Source organism: Variovorax sp. V35 (assembly GCF_041154465.1).
Classification (GTDB): domain Bacteria; phylum Pseudomonadota; class Gammaproteobacteria; order Burkholderiales; family Burkholderiaceae_C; genus Variovorax; species Variovorax boronicumulans.
In genome coordinates this window covers 1,719,736-1,740,181 of record NZ_AP028666.1, presented here as the reverse complement: position 1 = coordinate 1,740,181, position 20,446 = coordinate 1,719,736, and the positions used below count along the sequence as shown (strand labels likewise).

At 66.2% G+C, this 20,446-nt stretch carries 20 protein-coding genes and 1 tRNA gene; 15 read left to right on the top strand and 6 right to left on the bottom strand.

The features are described from left to right. Positions 1 to 6: 6 nt before the first annotated feature. The 5 genes from hemA to ACAM42_RS07970 all read left to right on the top strand — a co-directional run bounded on the left by hemA (position 7) and on the right by ACAM42_RS07970 (position 5,098). On the top strand, positions 7 to 1,281 hold the full coding sequence (gene hemA, locus ACAM42_RS07990) for a glutamyl-tRNA reductase (protein WP_369631673.1): 1,275 nt from the start codon (positions 7 to 9) through the stop codon (positions 1,279 to 1,281). 106 nt (positions 1,282 to 1,387) lie between these two features. Beyond that, positions 1,388 to 2,476: a peptide chain release factor 1 gene (gene prfA, locus ACAM42_RS07985; RefSeq protein WP_369631672.1), complete on the top strand. Its 1,089-nt coding sequence runs from the start codon at positions 1,388 to 1,390 to the stop codon at positions 2,474 to 2,476. Then, positions 2,476 to 3,324, top strand: a complete 849-nt coding sequence (gene prmC / locus ACAM42_RS07980; protein ID WP_369631671.1) for a peptide chain release factor N(5)-glutamine methyltransferase — start codon at positions 2,476 to 2,478, stop codon at positions 3,322 to 3,324. Before prfA ends, prmC begins: the two co-directional genes overlap by 1 nt. A gap of 32 nt (positions 3,325 to 3,356) precedes the next feature. Further along, positions 3,357 to 3,686 carry a Grx4 family monothiol glutaredoxin gene (gene grxD / locus ACAM42_RS07975; RefSeq protein ID WP_062474501.1) on the top strand — a complete coding sequence of 110 codons (330 nt, stop codon included), beginning with the start codon at positions 3,357 to 3,359 and terminating at the stop codon, positions 3,684 to 3,686. Positions 3,687 to 3,778: 92 nt separating this feature from the next. Beyond that, positions 3,779 to 5,098 (top strand): hemolysin family protein, encoded by a 1,320-nt coding sequence (locus ACAM42_RS07970; RefSeq protein WP_369631670.1) that lies wholly within the window; start codon positions 3,779 to 3,781, stop codon positions 5,096 to 5,098. A 10-nt stretch (positions 5,099 to 5,108) separates the two neighbouring features. Here the strand turns inward: ACAM42_RS07970 and ACAM42_RS07965 are convergent, their stop codons facing one another. After that, a complete protein-coding gene (locus tag ACAM42_RS07965; RefSeq protein WP_307637102.1) occupies positions 5,109 to 5,765 on the bottom strand; it encodes a lytic transglycosylase domain-containing protein in 657 nt (218 codons plus the stop codon). Continuing rightward, positions 5,762 to 7,507 (bottom strand): proline--tRNA ligase, encoded by a 1,746-nt coding sequence (locus ACAM42_RS07960; RefSeq protein ID WP_369631669.1) that lies wholly within the window; start codon positions 7,505 to 7,507, stop codon positions 5,762 to 5,764. Before ACAM42_RS07960 ends, ACAM42_RS07965 begins: the two co-directional genes overlap by 4 nt. A 135-nt stretch (positions 7,508 to 7,642) precedes the next feature. On the opposite strand from ACAM42_RS07960, the gene ACAM42_RS07955 reads away from it, so the two are divergent. Continuing rightward, the gene (locus ACAM42_RS07955) at positions 7,643 to 8,311 is read left to right on the top strand and encodes an RNA pyrophosphohydrolase (protein WP_062474507.1); all 669 of its coding nucleotides are present in this window, start codon (positions 7,643 to 7,645) and stop codon (positions 8,309 to 8,311) included. Then, on the top strand, positions 8,259 to 8,852 hold the full coding sequence (locus ACAM42_RS07950; RefSeq protein ID WP_369631668.1) for a CNP1-like family protein: 594 nt from the start codon (positions 8,259 to 8,261) through the stop codon (positions 8,850 to 8,852). The genes ACAM42_RS07955 and ACAM42_RS07950 overlap by 53 nt, the downstream gene beginning before the upstream one ends. Before the next feature lie 34 nt (positions 8,853 to 8,886). Here the strand turns inward: ACAM42_RS07950 and proB are convergent, their stop codons facing one another. The 4 genes from proB to rplU form a co-directional block, all read right to left on the bottom strand. Then, positions 8,887 to 10,026, bottom strand: coding sequence for a glutamate 5-kinase (proB, locus tag ACAM42_RS07945; protein WP_062474510.1), 1,140 nt, complete (start codon positions 10,024 to 10,026; stop codon positions 8,887 to 8,889). A gap of 80 nt (positions 10,027 to 10,106) precedes the next feature. Beyond that, the gene (gene cgtA, locus ACAM42_RS07940; protein ID WP_062474512.1) at positions 10,107 to 11,183 is read right to left on the bottom strand and encodes an Obg family GTPase CgtA; all 1,077 of its coding nucleotides are present in this window, start codon (positions 11,181 to 11,183) and stop codon (positions 10,107 to 10,109) included. A gap of 72 nt (positions 11,184 to 11,255) precedes the next feature. Further along, a complete protein-coding gene (gene rpmA / locus ACAM42_RS07935) occupies positions 11,256 to 11,516 on the bottom strand; it encodes a 50S ribosomal protein L27 (protein WP_013543198.1) in 261 nt (86 codons plus the stop codon). Positions 11,517 to 11,528: 12 nt separating this feature from the next. After that, a complete protein-coding gene (gene rplU / locus ACAM42_RS07930) occupies positions 11,529 to 11,840 on the bottom strand; it encodes a 50S ribosomal protein L21 (protein WP_042578903.1) in 312 nt (103 codons plus the stop codon). A 182-nt stretch (positions 11,841 to 12,022) separates the two neighbouring features. On the opposite strand from rplU, the gene ACAM42_RS07925 reads away from it, so the two are divergent. From ACAM42_RS07925 to ACAM42_RS07890, 8 genes are all read left to right on the top strand, one after another. Next, entirely contained in the window at positions 12,023 to 13,015 is a 993-nt protein-coding gene (locus ACAM42_RS07925) for a polyprenyl synthetase family protein (protein WP_070063612.1), read from the top strand. Between the two features lie 52 nt (positions 13,016 to 13,067). Next, positions 13,068 to 13,144: transfer RNA gene (locus ACAM42_RS07920), tRNA-Pro, on the top strand. A gap of 115 nt (positions 13,145 to 13,259) precedes the next feature. Then, positions 13,260 to 14,993, top strand: a complete 1,734-nt coding sequence (gene pilB / locus ACAM42_RS07915) for a type IV-A pilus assembly ATPase PilB (RefSeq protein WP_369631667.1) — start codon at positions 13,260 to 13,262, stop codon at positions 14,991 to 14,993. Positions 14,994 to 15,019: 26 nt separating this feature from the next. After that, positions 15,020 to 16,249 carry a type II secretion system F family protein gene (locus tag ACAM42_RS07910; protein ID WP_369631666.1) on the top strand — a complete coding sequence of 410 codons (1,230 nt, stop codon included), beginning with the start codon at positions 15,020 to 15,022 and terminating at the stop codon, positions 16,247 to 16,249. Next, the gene (locus tag ACAM42_RS07905; RefSeq protein WP_369631665.1) at positions 16,249 to 17,214 is read left to right on the top strand and encodes an A24 family peptidase; all 966 of its coding nucleotides are present in this window, start codon (positions 16,249 to 16,251) and stop codon (positions 17,212 to 17,214) included. Before ACAM42_RS07910 ends, ACAM42_RS07905 begins: the two co-directional genes overlap by 1 nt. Positions 17,215 to 17,227: 13 nt before the next feature. Next, on the top strand, positions 17,228 to 17,836 hold the full coding sequence (coaE, locus tag ACAM42_RS07900; protein ID WP_369631664.1) for a dephospho-CoA kinase: 609 nt from the start codon (positions 17,228 to 17,230) through the stop codon (positions 17,834 to 17,836). Positions 17,837 to 17,912: 76 nt separating this feature from the next. After that, positions 17,913 to 19,406 carry an MBOAT family protein gene (locus ACAM42_RS07895; RefSeq protein ID WP_095743910.1) on the top strand — a complete coding sequence of 498 codons (1,494 nt, stop codon included), beginning with the start codon at positions 17,913 to 17,915 and terminating at the stop codon, positions 19,404 to 19,406. A 6-nt stretch (positions 19,407 to 19,412) separates the two neighbouring features. Beyond that, a complete protein-coding gene (locus tag ACAM42_RS07890) occupies positions 19,413 to 20,444 on the top strand; it encodes a hypothetical protein (RefSeq protein ID WP_369631663.1) in 1,032 nt (343 codons plus the stop codon). The last annotated feature ends 2 nt before the right edge of the window (positions 20,445 to 20,446 follow it).

Sequence of the window (20,446 nt, the reverse complement as noted above, 5' to 3'; positions counted from 1 at the left end):
ATGGACATGTCAGTCTGGGCTCTCGGCTTGAACCACACGACCGCGCCGCTCGATCTGCGCGGTCGTTTCGCGTTCGCGCTCGACCAGATCGCCCCGACGCTGCACAGCCTGCGCAGCTCTTTCGCCGGCAACAGCAGCCACCCGCAGGTCGAGGCCGCGATCATCTCGACCTGCAACCGCACCGAGATCTACTGCGCCTCCGAGCACATCGCGCTCGACCACACCTTCGGCTGGCTGGCCCAGAGCGGCGGCGTGGCCCCCGCCCTGCTGCGCTCGCACGCCTACACCCTGCACGACGGCGACGCCGCGCGCCATGCCTTCCGCGTGGCCAGCGGGCTCGATTCCATGGTGCTCGGCGAGGCCCAGATCCTCGGCCAGATGAAGGACGCCGTGCGCGCAGCCGAAACCGCCGGCGCGCTCGGCAGCACGCTCAACCAGTTGTTCCAGCGCTCGTTCGCGGTCGCGAAAGAAGTGCGCACCGCCACCGAGATCGGCGCCCACTCGATCAGCATGGCCGCCGCCGCCGTGCGCCTGGCCGGCCAGCTGTTCGAAGACCTGCGCAAGACCCGCGTGCTGTTCGTCGGCGCGGGCGAAATGATCGACCTCGCGGCCACGCACTTCGCAGCCAAGGAACCCAAGGCCATCGCCATCGCCAACCGCACGCTGGAGCGCGGCGAAAAGCTGGCGTCGCGCTTCGGCGGCGAAGCCATGCGGCTGGCCGACCTGCCGGCGCGGCTGGCCGAGTTCGACATCGTCATCAGCTGCACCGCGAGCACGCTGCCGATCATCGGCCTGGGCGCCGTGGAGCGCGCGCTCAAGGCACGCAAGCACCGCCCGATGTTCATGGTCGACCTGGCCGTGCCGCGCGACATCGAACCCGAGGTGAAGGCCCTCGAAGACATCTACCTGTACACCGTGGACGACCTCGCCCAGGTGGTGCAGCAGGGCCAGGCCAACCGCCAGGCCGCCGTGGCGCAGGCCGAAGTCATCATCGACGCCGGCGTGCAGAGCTTCATGCACTGGCTGGGCCAGCGCGGCACCGTGCCGCTGATCCAGCAGCTCAACGCGCAGGCCGACGAATGGCGCGCCACCGAGATGGCCCGCGCGCGCAAGCTGCTGGCCAAGGGCGAATCGGTCGAGGCCGTGCTCGAAGCCATGTCTCGCGGCCTCACGCAGAAGATGATGCATGGCGCCATGGCCGAGCTGCACGCGGGCGATGCCGCCTCGCGCGAACAGACGGCGCAGACGCTGTCGCGCCTGTTCCTGCGCAAAGAGCGTTAGCGACGACGCGCGTCGATGGCCCCGCTCGCCGCGCGGGCCGCGGTCTCCATGCGCCCTGCCGCTGCACTGCGGCGTTCCCCTCCCCATTTTTCGAGCCCCTTCCGTCGTGAAATCCTTTCTGCGCCACCAACTCGAACGCTACGCCCAACGCCTGGGCGAGCTCGACTTCCTGCTCTCGCGCGAAGACATCATGAGCGACATGGCGCAGTACCGCACCATCTCGCGCGAGCACGCCGAGGTCACGCAGATCGCCGGTCGCTATGAGCGCTTCAAGCAGCGCGAGGCCGACATCGCGGGCGCGCAAGAGATGCTCGACGACCCCGACATGGCCGAGATGGCTAAAGAAGAAATCACCGGTGCCGAAGCCGAGCTGGTGCAGCTCGAAGACGAGCTGCAGCGCCTGCTGCTGCCCAAGGACCCCGACGACGCGCGCAACGCCTTCATGGAAATCCGCGCCGGCACGGGCGGCGACGAATCGGCGCTGTTCGCGGGCGACCTGCTGCGCATGTACACGCGCTACTGCGAGCGCGCCGGCTGGCGCTGCGAGGTGGTGAGCGAAAGCGAGAGCGAGCTCGGCGGCTACAAGGAAGTGGTGATCCGCATCGTCGGCGACGACGTGTTCGGCCACTTGCGCTTCGAGTCGGGCGGCCACCGCGTGCAGCGCGTGCCGGCCACCGAGACGCAGGGGCGCATCCACACCAGCGCCTGCACGGTCGCCGTGCTGGCCGAGCCCGACGAGACCGTGGCGGTGCAGATCAACCCGGCCGACCTGCGCATCGACACCTACCGCGCCAGCGGCGCGGGCGGCCAGCACATCAACAAGACCGACTCGGCCGTGCGCATCACGCACATCCCGACCGGCATCGTGGCCGAGTGCCAGGACGACCGCAGCCAGCACCGCAACAAGGCCAAGGCGCTGCAGGTGCTGTCGGCACGCATCCAGGAAAAGGAGCGCAGCGAGCGCGCCGCCAAGGACGCCGCCATGCGCAAGGGCCTGATCGGCAGCGGCGATCGCTCGGACCGCATCCGCACCTACAACTTCCCGCAGGGCCGGCTCACCGACCACCGCATCAACCTCACGCTCTACAAGCTGCTGGCGATCATGGAAGGCGACCTGGGCGACGTGCTCGAGGCGCTGCGCGCCGCGCGCGAGGCCGAGCAGCTGGCCGAGCTGGAATCGAGCCTGCCCGCGTGATGACCGAAGCCTCCGCACCATCCACCGTGGCGCAGGCACTGGCCGCGGCCGTGGCCCTGGGCATCGACCGCCTCGACGCCCAGTTGCTGCTGCTGCACGCGCTGGGCCGCCCCGTGAACGACCGCGCCTGGCTGCTCGCGCACGACACCGACCCGTTTCCCGACGACGCATGGCCCGCGTTCGCGCGCCAGCTGTCGCGCCGCACGGCGGGCGAGCCGGTCGCCTACCTGCTGGGCGAGAAGGAATTCCACGGCCTGCAGCTGCAGGTCGATGCCCGCGTGCTGGTGCCGCGCCCCGACACCGAAACGCTGGTCGAGTGGGCCCTGGCCTGCCTCGATGGCCGCCCGGCCCCGCGCGTGCTCGACCTCGGCACCGGCAGCGGCGCGATCGCGCTGGCGCTGCAGCATGCGCGCCCCGACGCGCAGGTCGACGCGGTCGACGCCAGCGCCGACGCCCTCGCCGTGGCCCGGGCCAACGCGCAGCGCCTGGGCCTGCCCGTGCGCTTCACCGAATCGAGCTGGCTCGACGGCGCCGCCGACGGCTACGCGGTCATCGCCAGCAACCCGCCGTACATCGCCGCCGGCGATCCGCACCTGCCCGCGTTGCGCCACGAGCCCACCCGCGCGCTGGTCGCAGGCGCCGACGGCCTGGACGACATCCGCCAGATCGTGCGCGACGCGCCCACCCACCTGGCCGACGGCGGCTGGCTGCTGCTGGAGCACGGCCACGACCAGGCCGAGGCCGTGCGCCAGTTGCTGGCCGAACGCGGCTTTGCCGAGGTGCAAAGCCGTGACGACCTCGCCGGCATCGCGCGCTGCTCCGGCGGCATCTGGCGCACGGTGAAATAATCCCCCCAGCCCACTTTTCTTCAGGAGTCCCCATGTCCGACGCTCAACAACGCATCGACGACCTCGTCAAGTCCAACGAACTCGTGCTCTTCATGAAGGGCAACGCCAGCTTCCCGATGTGCGGTTTCTCGGGCCGCGCCATCCAGATCCTCAAGGCCGTGGGCGTCGACACCAAGACGCTCAAGACCGTCAACGTGCTCGAAGACGACGGCATCCGCCAGGGCATCAAGGAATACAGCAACTGGCCCACCATCCCCCAGCTCTACGTGAAGGGCGAATTCGTGGGCGGCTCGGACATCATGATGGAGATGTACGAGTCGGGCGAGCTGCAGCAGGTGATCGGCGGCGGCGCGTCCGCCTGAGCCTTCCGCTCCCCGTTTGACGGGCGCCGCGCCCCGCGCGCGCCCGAACCCGGTGCCAGTCATGGCACCATGGCGGTCTACGACGTGCCGCCATGACTCTCACCCAAAGCCTGCTCATCATCGCGCTGCTGATCGCGATGAGCGCCTTCTTCTCCCTCGCCGAAATCTGCCTGGCCGCCTCGCGCCGCCTGCGTCTGCGCCAGATGGCCGACGAGGGCGACCCGCGCGCGGAAAAGGTACTGCGCGTGCAGGAGCAGCCGGGCCACTACTTCACGGTGGTGCAGATCGGCCTGAACGCGGTGGCGATCCTCGGCGGCGTGGTCGGCGAAGGCTCGCTGAGCCCGTATTTCGCCCGCTTCTTCGAGAACTGGCTCAGCGTGGAAGTGGCGGCCAACATCGCCTTCCTGTGCTCGTTCGTGATCGTGATCGCGGTGTTCCTGGTGTTCGCCGACCTGTTCCCCAAGCGCCTGGGCATGAGCGCGCCCGAACGGCTCGCGGTGCGCATCGTCGGGCCGATGCTGCTGCTGATCACCGCCTTCAAGCCGCTGGTGTGGTTCTTCACGCGCGCGACCGACCTGCTGTTCAAGGTGCTGGGCATGCCGATGGCGCGCGACGACAAGATCACCTCGGCCGACATCCTGGCCATGACCGAGGCCGGCGCGCAGGCCGGCGTGCTGGCGGCGCGCGAGCAGCAGGTGATCGCCAACGTGTTCGAGCTGGACACGCGCCTCGTCAGCAGCGTGATGACCGCGCGCGAGAGCATCGCCTGGTTTTTGCATGACGACCCCGAATCGGTGCTGCGCGCGCGCATCGTGGCCGAGCCCTATTCCGCCTACCCGGTGTGCGACGGCGACATCGACCACGTGCTGGGCTACGTGGACGCCAAGGACATGTTCCAGCGCGTGCTCAGCGGCCAGCCGCTGGCCTTCGACCAGGGCCTGACACTGCACAAGGCGCTGGTGATTCCCGACCGGCTCTCGCTCACCGAGGTGCTGGAGCAGTTCCAGCAGGCGCACGAAGACTTCGCGATCATCGTCAACGAGTACAGCCTGGTGGTGGGCGTGATCACGCTCAACGACGTGATGAGCACGGTGATGGGCGACCTGGTGTCGACCTCGACACCCGAAGAAGAGCAGATCGTGAAGCGCGACGAGAACTCGTGGCTGATCGACGGCATCACGCCCATCCAGGACGTGCAGCGCGCCCTGCACATCGACGAGCTGCCGCATGCCGAGGGGTACGAGACGCTGGCCGGCTTCCTGATGGTGATGCTGCGCCGCGTGCCCAAGCGCACGGACAGCGTGACCTGGGGCGGCTACACCTTCGAGGTGATGGACGTCGACAGCTACCGCATCGACCAGGTGATGGTCACCAAGGGCTCGGCGACCGCCAAGGCGGTGGTCGCCGACTGAGCAACGACCTTCAGGCCGCCGAGCGGTCCCTGTCGACGTACGCCCACAGCCGCTGGTTCGCGAACACCGCGTTCGGGTACGGCGCGCGGCCCCGGCTGCCGTTGTAGCGGCCCAGCGTCATGAACAGGTCGCCCTTCTCGCGGTCGAGGTAGTGGCGCAGGATCACGCAGCCGAAACGCAGGTTGGTCTGCATGTGGAACAGCTTGGCCGAATCGCTGTCGCCGATCACGCGGGTCCAGAACGGCATCACCTGCATGTAACCGCGCGCACCAGCGCTGGAGACCGCGAACTTGCGGAAGTTGCTCTCGACCTGGATCAGGCCCAGCACCAGGCTCACGTCGAGCCCCGAGCGCTTGGCCTCGTACCAGACGGTCTGCAGGAACTCGATGCGCGTGGCCGGGTCGGCGACCTTCTTGCGCAGGCGCTCGCTCATCTCGCCGAGCCAGCGCAGGTACGCAAGGCGGGCCTCGGTGTCGGCGAACTGCGGCACCGGCGGCGCCTTGTTATGGATGGCCGAGCTCAGCGCGGTGCGCACCGAGTCGATCAGCGGCTCTTCGATCTGCGCGCCGGCCCAGGCCGTTTGCGGCAGCGACAAAGCAGTGAGGGCGCCGGCGGCGGCGCTGCCCAGCAGGCAGCTGCGTCGCGAAAGGCCCCCCGCCACGCTCATGCCGCGAGCTTGCCGGCGATGAAGTCGGCGATGCCGGCCGCGGGCACCTTGGTGGCGGCGGTGTCGCGCCGGCCCTGGTACTCGAGCTGGCCTTCCTTGAGGCCGCGGTCCGAGATGACCACGCGGTGCGGCACGCCGATCAGCTCCCAGTCGGCGAACATCGCGCCGGGGCGCTCGCCGCGGTCGTCGAGCAGCACGTCGACGCCCTTGGCCAGCAGTTCTTCGTAGAGCGCTTCGGCCGCAACCTTGACCTCGGGGCTGCGGTCCATGCCGATCGGGCAGACCACGACCGTGAACGGCGCCAGCGCGTCGGGCCAGATGATGCCGCGCTCGTCGTGATTCTGTTCGATGGCGGCGGCCGGCAGGCGCGTGATGCCGATGCCGTAGCAACCCATCTCGAGGAACTGCGGCTTGCCGCCTTCGTCGAGGTAGGTGGCGTTCATGTCCTTGCTGTACTTGGTGCCCAGCACGAAGACGTGGCCCACCTCGATGCCGCGCTCGATGGCCAGCACGCCCTTGCCGTCGGGCGAGGCGTCGCCGGCGACCACGTTGCGCAGGTCGGCGACCAGGTCCGGCTCAGGCAGGTCGCGACCCCAGTTGACGCCGGTCATGTGGAAGTCGATTTCGTTGGCGCCGGTGATCCAGTCGGCCAGCACGGCGGCCTCGCGGTCGGCCACGAGCTTGACGGGCTTCTTGAGGTTCAGCGGGCCGAGGTAGCCCGGCTTGCAGCCGAAGTGCTCGTCGATCTCGGCGGTGGTGGCAAAGCGGAAGCCCTTGTCCAGGCCAGGCAGCTTGCTTACCTTGATCTCGTTCATGTCGTGGTCGCCGCGCAGCAGCAGCAGCCAGATCTGCGCGCCCTTGACGTTGCCGGCGTCGTCGAGGATGTCGGTGGCCAGCACCAGCGACTTGACCGTGGTGGCCAGCGGCACGCCGAGCAGTTCGGCCACGTCGGCGCAGGTGCTCTTGCCGGGCGTGGGCGTCTTCTCGAGCGCGTTGGCGGCGGCAGGACGCGGGCCCGCCGGGGCCAGGGCCTCGGCCTTTTCCATGTTGGCGGCGTAATTGCTGTCGGGGCAGTAGACGATGGCGTCTTCGCCGGTGGCGGCGATCACCTGGAACTCTTCGCTCAGGTCGCCGCCGATGGCGCCGCTGTCGGCCGCCACGGCGCGGTAGCGCAGGCCGAAGCGGTCGAAGATGTTGCGGTAGGCCTGGGCCATCACCTGGTAGCTGGCCTTGGCCGCGTCGAGGTCGCGGTCGAAGCTGTAGGCGTCCTTCATGATGAACTCGCGCCCGCGCATCAGGCCGAAGCGCGGACGGCGCTCGTCGCGGAACTTGGTCTGGATCTGGTAGAAATTCTTCGGCAGCTGCTTGTAGCTGCGGATTTCCTGGCGCGCGATGTCGGTCACCACCTCTTCGCTGGTCGGCTGGATCACGAAGTCGCGGTCGTGGCGATCCTTGATGCGCAAGAGCTCGGGGCCCATCTTCTCGAAGCGCCCGGTCTCCTGCCAGAACTCGGCCGGCTGCACCACGGGCATCGTGAGCTCGACGGCGCCGGCGCGGTTCATTTCCTCGCGCACGATGGCCTCGACCTTGCGGATCACGCGCAGGCCCATGGGCATGTACGTGTAGATGCCCGTGCCGAGCTTCTTGATCATGCCGGCCCGCATCATGAGGCGGTGGCTCGCGACCTCGGCGTCAGCGGGCGCTTCCTTCAGGGTGGAGACAAAGAATCGGGAAGCTTTCATCGGGATCGCGCAGGTGGGTTCGAAGTGAGGAGGGAGACAGGCACCCCGGAGAGACCCTGAGAGCCCGGAACCGGTCGCTTGCCGAGTGCAACCCGGCATGCATAATCGACTCAGTTCAAAAATTGGGGTTTGATTATGCTCGACCGGGACGGCTTCAGGCCCAACGTCGGCATCATCCTGCTCAACCAGAGAAACCAGGTTTTCTGGGGCAAGCGCATACGCACGCATTCCTGGCAGTTTCCGCAAGGCGGCATCGACCGTGGCGAAAGTCCCGAGCAAGCCATGTTCCGGGAACTGCACGAGGAAGTCGGGCTCCACCCGGAGCATGTGCGCATCGTGGCCCGTACCCGCGACTGGTTGCGCTACGAGGTGCCGGATCGGTTCATCCGCCGTGACGCACGGGGCCACTACAAAGGCCAGAAGCAGATCTGGTATCTGCTGCAACTTGTCGGCCACGACTGGGATCTCAACCTGCGTGCCACCGACCATCCCGAATTCGACGCCTGGCGCTGGCATGACTACTGGGTCCCGCTCGACGTGGTCGTCGAGTTCAAGCGCGGCGTCTACGAGATGGCGCTTACCGAGCTTGCTCGCTACCTGCCCCGGCAGGATTTCCGCAACCGCTTCCTGCGCAGCAACGTGCGCGCCCGAGAATTCGAGCGCCACACGCTGGACCATGGAGCGCCCGCAGGCCTCGATCTGCCGCCCGGCGGCAGCTTCGACCCGCATCCCGACATTCCTTCTGCGAGCGATGAACCTCCTCCCAAGAACAGCGCGCCCTCTTCTTTCCCGACGCCACGCTGAGCGTGCGCTCGTCATCGCCTGCGTCGGCCTGCTGGCCGCCTGCGCCTCCCGCGGCTACGACACCGACAACCCCGACTGGGCCCAGGCCGGCATGCCACCCGCGCCCAAGAGCACGGAGCAGGACAAGGAGTGGGAAGAAACCGCGGTGCCGCCGCCGCCCGCCTTCAGCGAAAGCCGTCTGCTGCCGATCGCGATGCCGCCCTACATGACGCTGAAGTTCGGCGTCGATCCGAACACCATCGCCATCACGAAGGACGGCATCGTGCGTTACGTGGTGGTGGCGCAGAACCGGGCCGGCGGTGCCGTCAATGCGTTCTACGAAGGCGTGCGCTGCTCGACGGCGGAAATGAAGAGCTATGCCCGCTACAACAACGGCGCCTGGCAGGAAACGAAGTCGCCCGAGTGGAAGCGCGTGAGGGACATGAACTCCAGCTACGTGCCGGCGCTGGCGTCGCAGGGCCTGTGCCGCGGCAACGCGCCGCGCAGTTCGGTCACAGAGATGGTGCAGAACATCCGCAATCCGCTGCGTGAACTGCCCTGAAGCATCGGCGGGGCATGGCGCCCCGCCCTGAAGATCAACCGGGCATCAGCACCATGTTGTCGCGGTGCACCATCTCCGGCTCGGCCGCGTAGCCCAGCAGCCGCTCGAACTCGGCCGAAGGCTTGCGGCACAGCAGCCGGGCCTCCACGCTCGAATAGTTGGCCAGCCCGCGGGCCAGTTCGACGCCGTCGACGTCGCGCACCGCGATCACGTCGCCGCGCGAGAACTCACCCGACACGCCCGTCATGCCGATCGGCAGCAGGCTCTTGCCTTCGCCGCGCACCTTGGCAGCCGCACCGGCATCGACGATGACGGCACCACGCAGTTGCAGGTGATCGGCCATCCAGCGCTTGCGTGCCTGGTGCTTGGCGGTCTGCGCCACCAGCAGCGTGCCGATGGATTCGCCGCGCGTGAGCCGCAGCAGCGCGTCGGCTTCGCGGCCCCAGGCGATGACCGTGGAAGCACCGGACCCCGCCGCGCGCTTGGCCGCGAGGATCTTGGTGATCATGCCGCCGCGCCCGATGCTCGAGCCGGCGCCGCCCGCCATGGCTTCGAGCGCCGGGTCGCCTGCGGCGGCTTCATGCACGAACTTCGCGTCGGGGTCCTTGCGCGGGTCGGCCGTGTACAGGCCCTTCTGGTCGGTCAGGATGATCAGCGCATCGGCCTCGACCAGGTTGGCGACCAGCGCGCCGAGCGTGTCGTTGTCGCCGAACTTGATCTCGTCGTTGACCACCGTGTCGTTCTCGTTGATCACCGGCACCACGCCCAGGCGCAGCAGCGTGACGAGGGTCGAGCGTGCATTGAGGTAGCGCTCGCGGTCCGCGAGGTCGGCGTGCGTGAGCAGCACCTGCGCGCTGCCGATCTGGTTCTCGCGCAGCTTGGTCTCGTACATCTGGGCCAGGCCCATCTGCCCGACGGCCGCCGCCGCCTGAAGCTCGTGCACTTCGTGCGGACGGGTCTTCCAGCCCAGGCGCTTCATGCCCTCGGCGATCGCGCCGCTCGACACCATGACCACTTCGCGCCCGTCGCGCACCAGCTCGGCCAGTTGCCGGCACCACTCGCCGATGGCACCTTCGTCGAGGCCGCGCCCCTCGTTGGTCACGAGGCTGGAGCCCACCTTGACGACGATACGGCGGGCATCCCGCAAGGCAGTGGAACCGGAATTCGAGGTCATGAAGAAAGAAGGCGTGTTTCAGGAATGCAGCCTGCGCTGCCTGCTATCCATTTTGCAGCACCGAAGGTGCCGCGACGCCCTCAGTTTCCTTCGGGCGGCAGCGGAACGAAGCGCGGATCGACCACGACGGTTTCATGCTCGGCCACCTGCTGCGCCTTGACCTGCTGGTACACGGCCTTGATCAGGTGCTCGCAGCCTTCGCGCGTGAGCGCCGAGATCTCGAAGACCGGGCCCTTGAAGCGCAGGCGCTTGACGAAGTCCTTGACGCGCGCGGCGCGCTCGTCGTCCGGCACCATGTCCAGCTTGTTCAGCACCAGCCAGCGCGGCTTCTCGTGCAGCGCCGCGTCGTACTTCTTGAGCTCGGCCACGAGGGCCTTGGCCTGGGCGACCGGATCGACGCTGTCGTCGAACGGCGCCATGTCGACCACGTGCAGCAGCAGGCGAGTGCGCTGCAGGTGACGCAGGAACAGGTGACCAAGGCCGGCGCCTTCCGAGGCACCCTCGATCAGACCGGGCAAATCGGCCACCACGAAGCTCTGCTCGGGGCCGACGCGCACGACACCGAGGTTCGGGTGCAGCGTGGTGAAGGGGTAGTCGGCAATGCGCGGGCGGGCGTTCGAAACGGCGCTGATCAGCGTCGATTTGCCGGCATTCGGCATGCCCAGCAGGCCCACATCGGCCAGCACCTTGAGTTCGAGCTTGAGGCTCTTCTTCTCGCCGGGCCAGCCGGGCGTCTTCTGGCGCGGCGCGCGGTTGATCGCGCTCTTGAAGCGCATGTTGCCGAAGCCGCCGTCGCCGCCCTTGGCGATGGTGATGACCTCGCCGTCCTTGAGCAGCTCGTACAACACCTCACCCGTTTCAGCGTCGGTGATGATCGTGCCGACAGGCATCTTGAGGACGATGTCGTCGCCGGCGGCGCCGAACATGTCGGAGCCCATGCCGTGCTCTCCGCGCTTGGCTTCGTGCCGGCGCGAGTAGCGGAAATCGACCAGGGTGTTGAGGTTCGAGTCGGCCACCGCGAACACGTGGCCGCCACGGCCGCCGTCGCCGCCATTGGGGCCGCCGAACTCCTTGTACTTCTCATGACGGAACGACACGCAGCCGTTGCCGCCATCGCCCGCGGCGATGTCGATGAAGGCTTCGTCGACGAACTTCATGGGATGTCCAGTTTACAAATGAAGAAGCCCCGGCAATGCGGGGCCTCGGAAAGATCGAAGTGACTGCGGGGCTTAGGCCGCGGGCGTCACGTTGACCATGTGCTTGTTCAGCGCACCCTTGTGACCGAACGACACGTGGCCGTCGACCAGGGCGAAGAGCGTGTGGTCCTTGCCCACGCCGACGTTCACGCCGGGGTGGAACTGGGTGCCGCGCTGGCGCACGATGATCGAGCCTGCGCTGATCAGTTCGCCGCCGAAGGCCTTCACGCCGAGCATCTTGGGCTTGGAATCGCGCCCGTTTCGCGTGGAGCCGCCGCCTTTTTTCTGTGCCATGGAATCTGCTCCTTAGCCGGCGATCGCGCCGATTTGCAGTTCGGTGAACTGCTGGCGATGGCCTTGACGTTTCTGATAGTGCTTGCGACGGCGCATCTTGAAGATGCCGACCTTGTCGTGCTTGCCGTGCGACAGTACCGTGACTGTCACCGTTGCGCCGGACACCAGGGGCGTACCAACCTTGATTTCAGCGCCGTTTCCGACAGCCAGAACCTGGTCGATCACGATTTCCTGGCCTACGTCCGCAGCAATCTGTTCTACTTTAATTTTCTCGCCGGAAGCAACGCGATACTGCTTGCCGCCGGTTTTTATGACCGCGTACATGTAAACCTCTTAGAAATGAGTCTCCGCAGCGAATTCCGCAGAGCCCAAGATTATAGCGCGGTTTGCGAACACTCACCACCCCGACGCTGAGACGCTCCAGGGAATCGTGCACGGCTCCCTATAATTCCCGCGTTCCGGCCCCCAGGGCCGCCCTCATCCTCGCAGCGCCCCGCGCCTTCGCTTTGCCAGTTCCCGCCGCCGACACCTCCCCCACCGCCACCGTGCTGGACCTGATTGCCGGCGACATGGTCGAAGTCGACCGTGTGATCGCCCAACGCCTGAACACCGGCGTTCCGCTGGTCAGCCAGGTTTCGCAATACATCATCTCGGCCGGCGGCAAGCGGCTGCGGCCGGCGCTGCTGCTGCTCATGGCAGGCGCGCTCGGCTACACCGGCGAACAGCGCTTCAACCTGGCGGCCGTGGTGGAGTTCATCCACACCGCCACGCTGCTGCATGACGACGTGGTCGACGAATCGACCCTGCGCCGGGGCCGCGCCACCGCCAACGAATCCTTCGGCAACCCCGCCAGCGTGCTGGTGGGCGACTTCCTGTATTCGCGCGCCTTCCAGATGATGTTGGATGCAAACAACATGCGCATCATGCAGATCCTGGCCGAAGCGACCAACGTGATCGCGGAAGGCGAAGTGCTGCAACTGATGAACATGCACGACGCCTCTCTGGACGAAGCGGCGTACCTGCGCGTGATCCGCTCCAAGACCGCCAAGCTCTTCGAGGCGAGCACCCGCCTGGCGGCCGTGCTGGCCGGCACGACGCCCGAAGTCGAAGAAGCCTGCGCCACCTACGGACAGGCGCTGGGGACGGCCTTCCAGGTGATCGACGATGTGCTCGATTACGCAGGCGATGCCCAGGAAACCGGAAAGAACGTCGGCGACGACCTGCGCGAAGGCAAGACCACCTTGCCACTGATCTTTGCCATGCAACGCGGCACCCCCGAACAGAGCGCTTTGGTGCGTGCCGCCATCGAGGCCGGCGATACCGCCCAGCTGGGGAAAATCGTCGAGATCGTTCGCGAAACCGGCGCGCTGGAAGCCTCGCGCGCAGCCGCTGCAGCAGAGGCCGAACGCGCAATTCATGCATTGCGCGACCTTCCGTCGAATTTGCACGCTTCAGGTTTGCTACAATTAGCGGCTCAGTTGCTTGAGCGACGTGCCTGAAACACCTCCACAGAGTTGGCATCTAGGACGAGTTCTTTTTCTTGCAACCAATCGGGGTGTAGCTTAGCCTGGTAGAGCGCTACGTTCGGGACGTAGAGGCCGGAGGTTCGAATCCTCTCACCCCGACCAGTTTTTCTCGACTGGTCCAGTTAATGTCAGCCCCTGTTGCTGTGTAACGATTTACAGCACAGGCGTGTTCAGCGATGATCGTGAAGCACTTTTTCACATCTTTTGCATTCGCTGAATGGCCGCTGCCGAAATTCCCGTTAAAGAAACTACGCAGATCGCCCTTCCCGGCTTGGCGCGCGCCCTCGTGTCGGCCGGCAAGCTCGCGGCGAAGACAGCCGAAGACATCTATCAGAAGTCGCTGAGCGGCCGCACCAGCTTCATCGCCGAACTGACCGGCACCGGCGCCGTTTCGGCTGCGGACCTCGCCCACACCCTCTCAAGCGCCTTCGGCGCCCCGCTGCTCGACCTCGATGCCATCGATCACCAGCGCCTGCCCAAGGACCTGCTCGATCCGAAGCTCTGCCATGCGTACCGCATCGTCGTTCTCAGCAAGCGCAACAACCGCCTGATCGTCGCGACGGCCGACCCGTCGGACCAGCAGGCCGCGGAAAAAATCAAGTTCGCGTCGCAGATGGGCGTGGACTGGGTCATCGCGGAGTACGACAAGCTCTCGCGCATGATCGAAGCCGCCGCTGCGAGCGCTGCGGAAACGATCAACAGCATCGTCGGCACCGAGTTCGAGTTCGACGACGTCACGGCCGACACCTCGGGCGACGCCAACGAACAGGCCATCGCCGAGGTCGAAGACGCACCTGTGGTGCGCTTCCTGCACAAGATGCTGCTCGACGCCGTGAGCATGCGAGCCTCGGACATCCACTTCGAGCCCTACGAACACCACTACCGGGTGCGCTTTCGAGTCGACGGCGAGCTGCGCGAAATCGCCAGCCCACCCACGGTCATCAAGGACAAGCTGGCCTCGCGCATCAAGGTCATTTCGCGGCTCGACATCTCGGAAAAACGCGTGCCGCAAGACGGCCGCATGAAGCTCAAGATCGGGCCCGATCGCGTGATCGACTTTCGCGTGAGCACGTTGCCCACGCTGTTCGGCGAAAAGATCGTCGTGCGTATCCTGGACCCGAGCAGCGCGCGCATGGGCATCGACGCCCTGGGCTACGACGCCGACGAAAAAGAGCGACTCCTCCACGCCATCGGCCGCCCCTATGGCATGGTGCTGGTGACCGGCCCCACGGGTTCGGGCAAGACCGTGTCGCTCTACACCTGCCTGAACCTGCTCAACCAGCCCGGCGTCAACATCGCAACGGCGGAAGACCCGTCGGAAATCAACCTGCCCGGCGTCAACCAGGTCAACGTCAACGAGAAGGCCGGCCTCACTTTCGCGGCCGCGCTGCGCGCCTTCCTGCGGCAGGATCCCGACATCATCATGGTCGGCGAAATCCGCGACCTCGAAACCGCCGACATCTCGATCAAGGCCGCGCAAACGGGCCACCTGGTGCTGTCGACGCTGCACACCAACGACGCCCCGACCACGCTCACGCGCATGCGCAACATGGGCATCGCGCCGTTCAATATCGCGTCGAGCGTGATCCTGATCACCGCGCAACGCCTCGCGCGCCGCCTGTGCATGCTGTGCCGCGCACCGATCGACATCCCGCGCGAAGCCCTGCTCGATGCCGGCTTCAAAGACGAAGACATCAACGGCACCTGGAAGCCCTACCGCCCGGTCGGCTGCGCCGCCTGCAGCGGCGGCTACAAGGGCCGGGTCGGCATCTACCAGGTGATGCCGATTTCGGAAGCCATCCAGGAAATCATCCTGCGCGACGGCAGTGCGCTAGACATCGCGAACCAATCCGAAGCCGAAGGCGTGCGCTCGCTGCGCCAGTCCGGCCTTCGCAAAGTCATGCAGGGCCTCACTTCACTCGAAGAAGTCGTCGCCTGCACCAACCTATAACGAACACACTGAACACCGGAGATCGAATGGCAACAGTGGCATCCTCCCGCTCCCAGGTCACTCACAAGGAATTCGTCTTCGAATGGGAAGGCAAGGACCGCAACGGCAAGCTGGTGCGCGGCGAACTTCGCGCCGCCGGGGAGAACCAGGTGCAGGCGGCCTTGCGTCGCCAGGGCGTGCTGGCCTCCAAGATCAAGAAGCGCCGCATGCGCTCGGGCAAGGCGATCAAGCCCAAGGACATCGCGATCTTCACGCGCCAGCTCGCGACCATGATGAAGGCCGGGGTGCCGCTGCTGCAGTCCTTCGACATCGTGGGTCGCGGCAACGCGAACGCGAGTGTCGCCAAGCTGCTGAACGACATCCGCAGCGATGTCGAGACCGGCACCTCGCTGTCGGCCGCTTTTCGCAAGTTTCCGAAGTACTTCGACAACCTCTATTGCAACCTGGTGGAAGCCGGTGAGGCGGCCGGTATTTTGGAGGACCTGCTCGACCGCTTGGCGACCTACATGGAAAAGACCGAAGCGATCAAGTCCAAGATCAAGTCGGCATTGATGTACCCGACCTCGGTGGTCGTCGTGGCCTTCGTGGTGGTGGCGATCATCATGATCTTCGTGATCCCTGCCTTCAAGCAGGTGTTCAGTTCGTTCGGTGCTGACCTGCCCGCGCCTACGCTCTTCGTGATGGCAATGAGCGAGTTCTTCGTTTCCTATTGGTGGCTGATCTTCGGCGTGCTCGGTGGTGGCATCTATTTCTTTCTGCAAGCGTGGAAACGCAATGAGCGCGTCCAGAAGGTCATGGACCGCCTGCTGCTGCGCATTCCCATTTTCGGCACGCTGATCGAGAAATCCTGCGTGGCCCGCTGGACCCGCACGCTCGCCACCATGTTCGCGGCCGGCGTGCCGCTGGTGGAGGCGCTCGACTCGGTGGGCGGCGCATCGGGCAACTCGGTGTACGGCGACGCCACCGCCAAGATCCAGCAGGAGGTCTCGACCGGCACCAGCCTCACGACGGCCATGACCAACGTCAACCTGTTCCCCTCGATGGTGATTCAAATGACCGCCATCGGCGAGGAATCAGGCTCGATCGACCACATGCTCGGCAAGGCCGCCGACTTCTACGAGTCCGAAGTCGACGACATGGTTGCCGGCCTCTCCAGCCTGATGGAACCCATCATCATCGTGTTCCTGGGCGTCATCATCGGCGGCATCGTGGTGTCGATGTACCTGCCCATCTTCAAGCTCGGCCAGGTCGTCTGATGCTGGTGTCGCAAGGGTTCGACACCGCGTTGGCCGGTGTGCTGGGGCTATTGATCGGCAGTTTCCTCAACGTGGTGATCTACCGCACCCCGGTCATGATGTACCGGGGCTGGCTGAGCGATGCGGTCGCCAACCTCATGTCATCGAAGGACATGCCATCGCTCTGGTCGCTGGTCTTCGGCCCGAAGGCGGTGCCGCCCGCAGGTCTAGAAACAGCCGCGGACAAGGCGGCTGAAGCCCTCGAGAAACTGCCGCCTTTCGACCTGTCTCGCCCTGCTTCGCGGTGCGGTGCCTGCGGTCACAAGATTCGCTGGTACCAGAACATCCCCGTGCTCAGCTACCTCGTGCTGCGTGGCCGGTGCGCCAACTGCAAGACCTCGATCAGCCCCCGCTACCCGCTCGTCGAGCTGATCACGGGCGCGCTGTTCGCCCTGTGCGCGTACCGTTTCGGCATCACCCCCACGGGCGCGCTCTGGGCGGCCTTCGGCGCCGTGCTGATCTGCCAGTTCCTCATCGACTTCGACACCCAGTTCCTGCCCGACGCCTTGAACTACCCGCTGCTCTGGCTCGGGCTGGTCGGTGCCGCCATGGGCTGGACCGGCGTCAGCCTGAACACCGCGGTCTGGGGCGCCGTGTTCGGCTACCTGAGCCTGTGGCTTGTGTACCATGCCTACCGCCTGGCCACAGGCAAGGAAGGCATGGGACATGGGGACTTCAAACTGCTCGCCGCTCTGGGCGCCTGGCTCGGCGCCGACTACCTCATTGCAATCATCCTCGTCTCCTCGGTGGTGGGCGCCGTGATCGGCCTCACGCTGCGCTTCGCCGGCAAGCTGGCCCACAAGGACATTCCCATCGCCTTCGGCCCCTTCCTGGCCGGCGCCGGCCTGATCTGCCTCGTGGCCGGTCCCGCCGTCGTCAAGCAGTGGATTCCCTTCGCCTTCCCTTTCGGGGCCCTGGCCCTTTGAGGACGACAGCGGCATGGCGGTGAAGCGCATCGGCCTGACCGGCGGCATCGGCAGCGGCAAGAGCACGGTCGCGTCGCTGCTGGTGGCCGAAGGGGCGGTGCTGGTCGACACCGACGCCATCGCACGCAGCATCGCGCAGGCCGGCGGCATTGCGATGCCCACCCTCGAGGCCGCGTTCGGCCCTTCCGTCATCGCCCCCGACGGCGGCCTCGACCGGGCCGCCATGCGCCAGCTGGTGTTCACCGATGCGGGCGCCAAAGCTCGCCTCGAAGCCATCCTGCATCCGCTGATCGGCACCGAGACGCAACGCCAAGCCACCGCCGCCGGCGACGCCGTCGTCGTGTTCGACGTCCCGCTGCTGGTCGAATCCGGCCGCTGGCGCGCCCTCGTGGACCGCGTGCTGGTGGTCGATGCCCGCGAAGACACGCAGCTGCAGCGTGTGGTCGCACGCTCGGGATGGGAGCCCGAAGCCGTGCGTGCCGTGATCGCCCAGCAGGCGCCGCGCAAGGCGCGCCGGGCCGCCGCCGACGCCGTGATTTACAACGAGTCGTTGACGCTCGCGGAACTGGGCACCGAGGTGCGGGGTCTCTGGAAGCTGTGGGCTGCGGCCACCACGCGATAATCCGAGACCAGCCGCCCCGGCGGCTCTATAACGATTACGACAAAAAGGCGCTCGCCCCTGCAGTGCCCTCCCCGAGATGCTTTTCAACTCGTATCCCTTCATTTTTGTCTATTTCCCGCTGGTCCTGATCGGGTTCTTCCTGATCGGCAAGCGCAACGCCCGCGCCGCCGCCGGCTTCCTCGGACTGGCCTCGCTGTTCTTCTACGGTTGGTGGAGCGTGCAGGCCCTGCCGCTGCTGCTGGGTTCCATCTGCGTCAACTACTGGTTCGGCCTGCAGCTGACGCCCGCGCCGGGACGCAACGACCGCAAGCGCAAGACGCTGCTGATCGCCTCGCTGGTGATCAACCTGGGCGTGCTGGCCGTCTTCAAGTACGCCAACTTCTTCCTGGAAAACGTCGATGCGGGGCTGGTCGCCGCGGGTCTCACGCCGATCGATCTGGTGCACATCGTGCTGCCGATCGGCATCTCGTTCTACACCTTCACGCAGATCGCCTTCCTGGTCGACTGCTGGCAGGGCAAGGTGCACGAGCGCAGCTTCATCCACTACGTGCTGTTCGTCACCTACTTCCCGCACCTGATCGCGGGCCCGGTGCTGCACCACGCGCAGATGATGCCGCAGTTCGCGAACCCCGCGACCTACCGGATGGACCCGAACAAGGTCGCCATCGGCCTGACGATCTTCGTCTTCGGCCTCGCCAAGAAACTGCTGATCGCCGACCCCATGGGGCAGTACGCCGACCTGATGTTCAACGGCGTTCACAAGGGCATCGAGCCCACGCTGTACACCGCATGGTTTGGCGCGCTGGCCTACACGCTGCAGATCTATTTCGACTTCTCGGGCTACTCGGACATGGCCGTGGGCCTCTCGATGTGCCTGGGCGTGCAGCTGCCGCTCAACTTCCGCTCGCCCTACAAGTCGACCAACATCATCGAGTTCTGGCGCCGCTGGCACATCTCGCTGTCGACCTTCCTGCGCGACTACCTCTACGTGCCGCTGGGCGGCAACCGCAAGGGCCCGGCGCGGCGCTACCTGAACCTGTTCCTCACGATGCTGCTGGGCGGCCTGTGGCACGGCGCGGCCTGGACCTTCGTGGTCTGGGGCGCGATGCACGGCGCGTTCCTGATGGTCAACCACCTCTGGAACGCCAAGGTCCGCCGCAACGCCACCCCGGGGCGCATCGCGCGCGTGCTCGGCTGGCTGCTGACCTTCCTGTGCGTGGTGGTGGCCTGGATCGTCTTCCGCGCCGACGGCATGAACACGGCCATGTCCATCTACAAGGGCATGCTGGGCCTGCACGGCGCGCCGGTCTCGGCGTTCAGCGAGTTCGGTAAGGTGCCGTTCCGCAAGCCGGAGTTCTTCCAGCTCATGCTGGTGGCGATCGTCATCTGCCTGACGCTGCCGCCGACCATCACCCTGGAGCGCTGGATTCCCCATCCGAAGTCGATGGCCGGCCGCCCGGTGATGGCCCGCCTGTCGACCGTGGTGCTCGCCATCGGTACCTTCGCACTGTTCGCGTGGTGCGTTTCGAAGCTGGGCGGCTACAGCCCCTTCCTCTATTTCCAATTCTGATTCGACATGACGACGACCACGACGCCCGCGAAAGTCTGGCTGCGGTTCTTCCTCTTCGGCTACTTCGTCCTGATGGCCCTGTGGATCATTTCGCTCACCAGCCCGGTGCCCTACGGCGACCTCACGCGCATCGGGCGCCTGTCCGAACGCGAGTTCGGCTGGCGCGACCCGCCGCCCAAGGTCGACCCGGTCTACCTCGCCAGCACACCCATCGAACAGGCGGACGTGATGGTCGTCGGCGACAGCTTCTCCATGACGCACCGCTGGCAGTCCGTGCTCGCCAAGGCCGGCTACCGGGTCTCGACCTCGTACTGGGGCCAGTACGGCGAATCGCTGTGCGGCGACTTCAGCCAGTGGGTCCACGACTCCGGCTTCAAGGGCAAGCTGGTCATCATCGAAAGCGTGGAGCGCCTGCTGGACATGCGCATGCGCTACAGCGAGCGCTGCAAGGACGGCAAGACCATCTTCCCCTACAGCGCCAAGGCCGAGCCCCTCATCGAGCCCGACGAGACCGTGCCGGCCTTCGCGCCCAACTGGGAAGTGCAGTACATGACCGGTGTCGTGACCTATTACCACACGTGGAAGGCCAAGAACTCGCCGGTAGACACCTATTTCGATCGTGACACCTGGGTAAGGAAAGTCCCCGACGGTTGCAAATTCTTCTCGCATCGCCAGTGCGACCGGATGCCCTTCTTCCAGGAAGACGAGGACAATGGCCCGTTGACCTCCGACACGCTGGCGCGAATGAAGAACTTCACCACTGCGCACAGCACCATCCCGCTCCTGTGGATGGTGGTGCCCAACAAGACCACGGTCTACCTCAAGCCCGATTTCTCGAAGGACTTCGAAAGCGGCTTCCGCGACGCGAAGCTGGGCCCCGACCTGTACGCCTTCACCCGCGAAAAGCACACGCAGATCCGCGACTTCTACTTCTCGAACGACACGCACATGTCCATGCACGGACAGCTCGCCCTCGGCGAGCGCATGCTGGCCGCGGTGCGTGAAGTGATGCCCACACCCCCTTCCAAATCGCCCTGAAG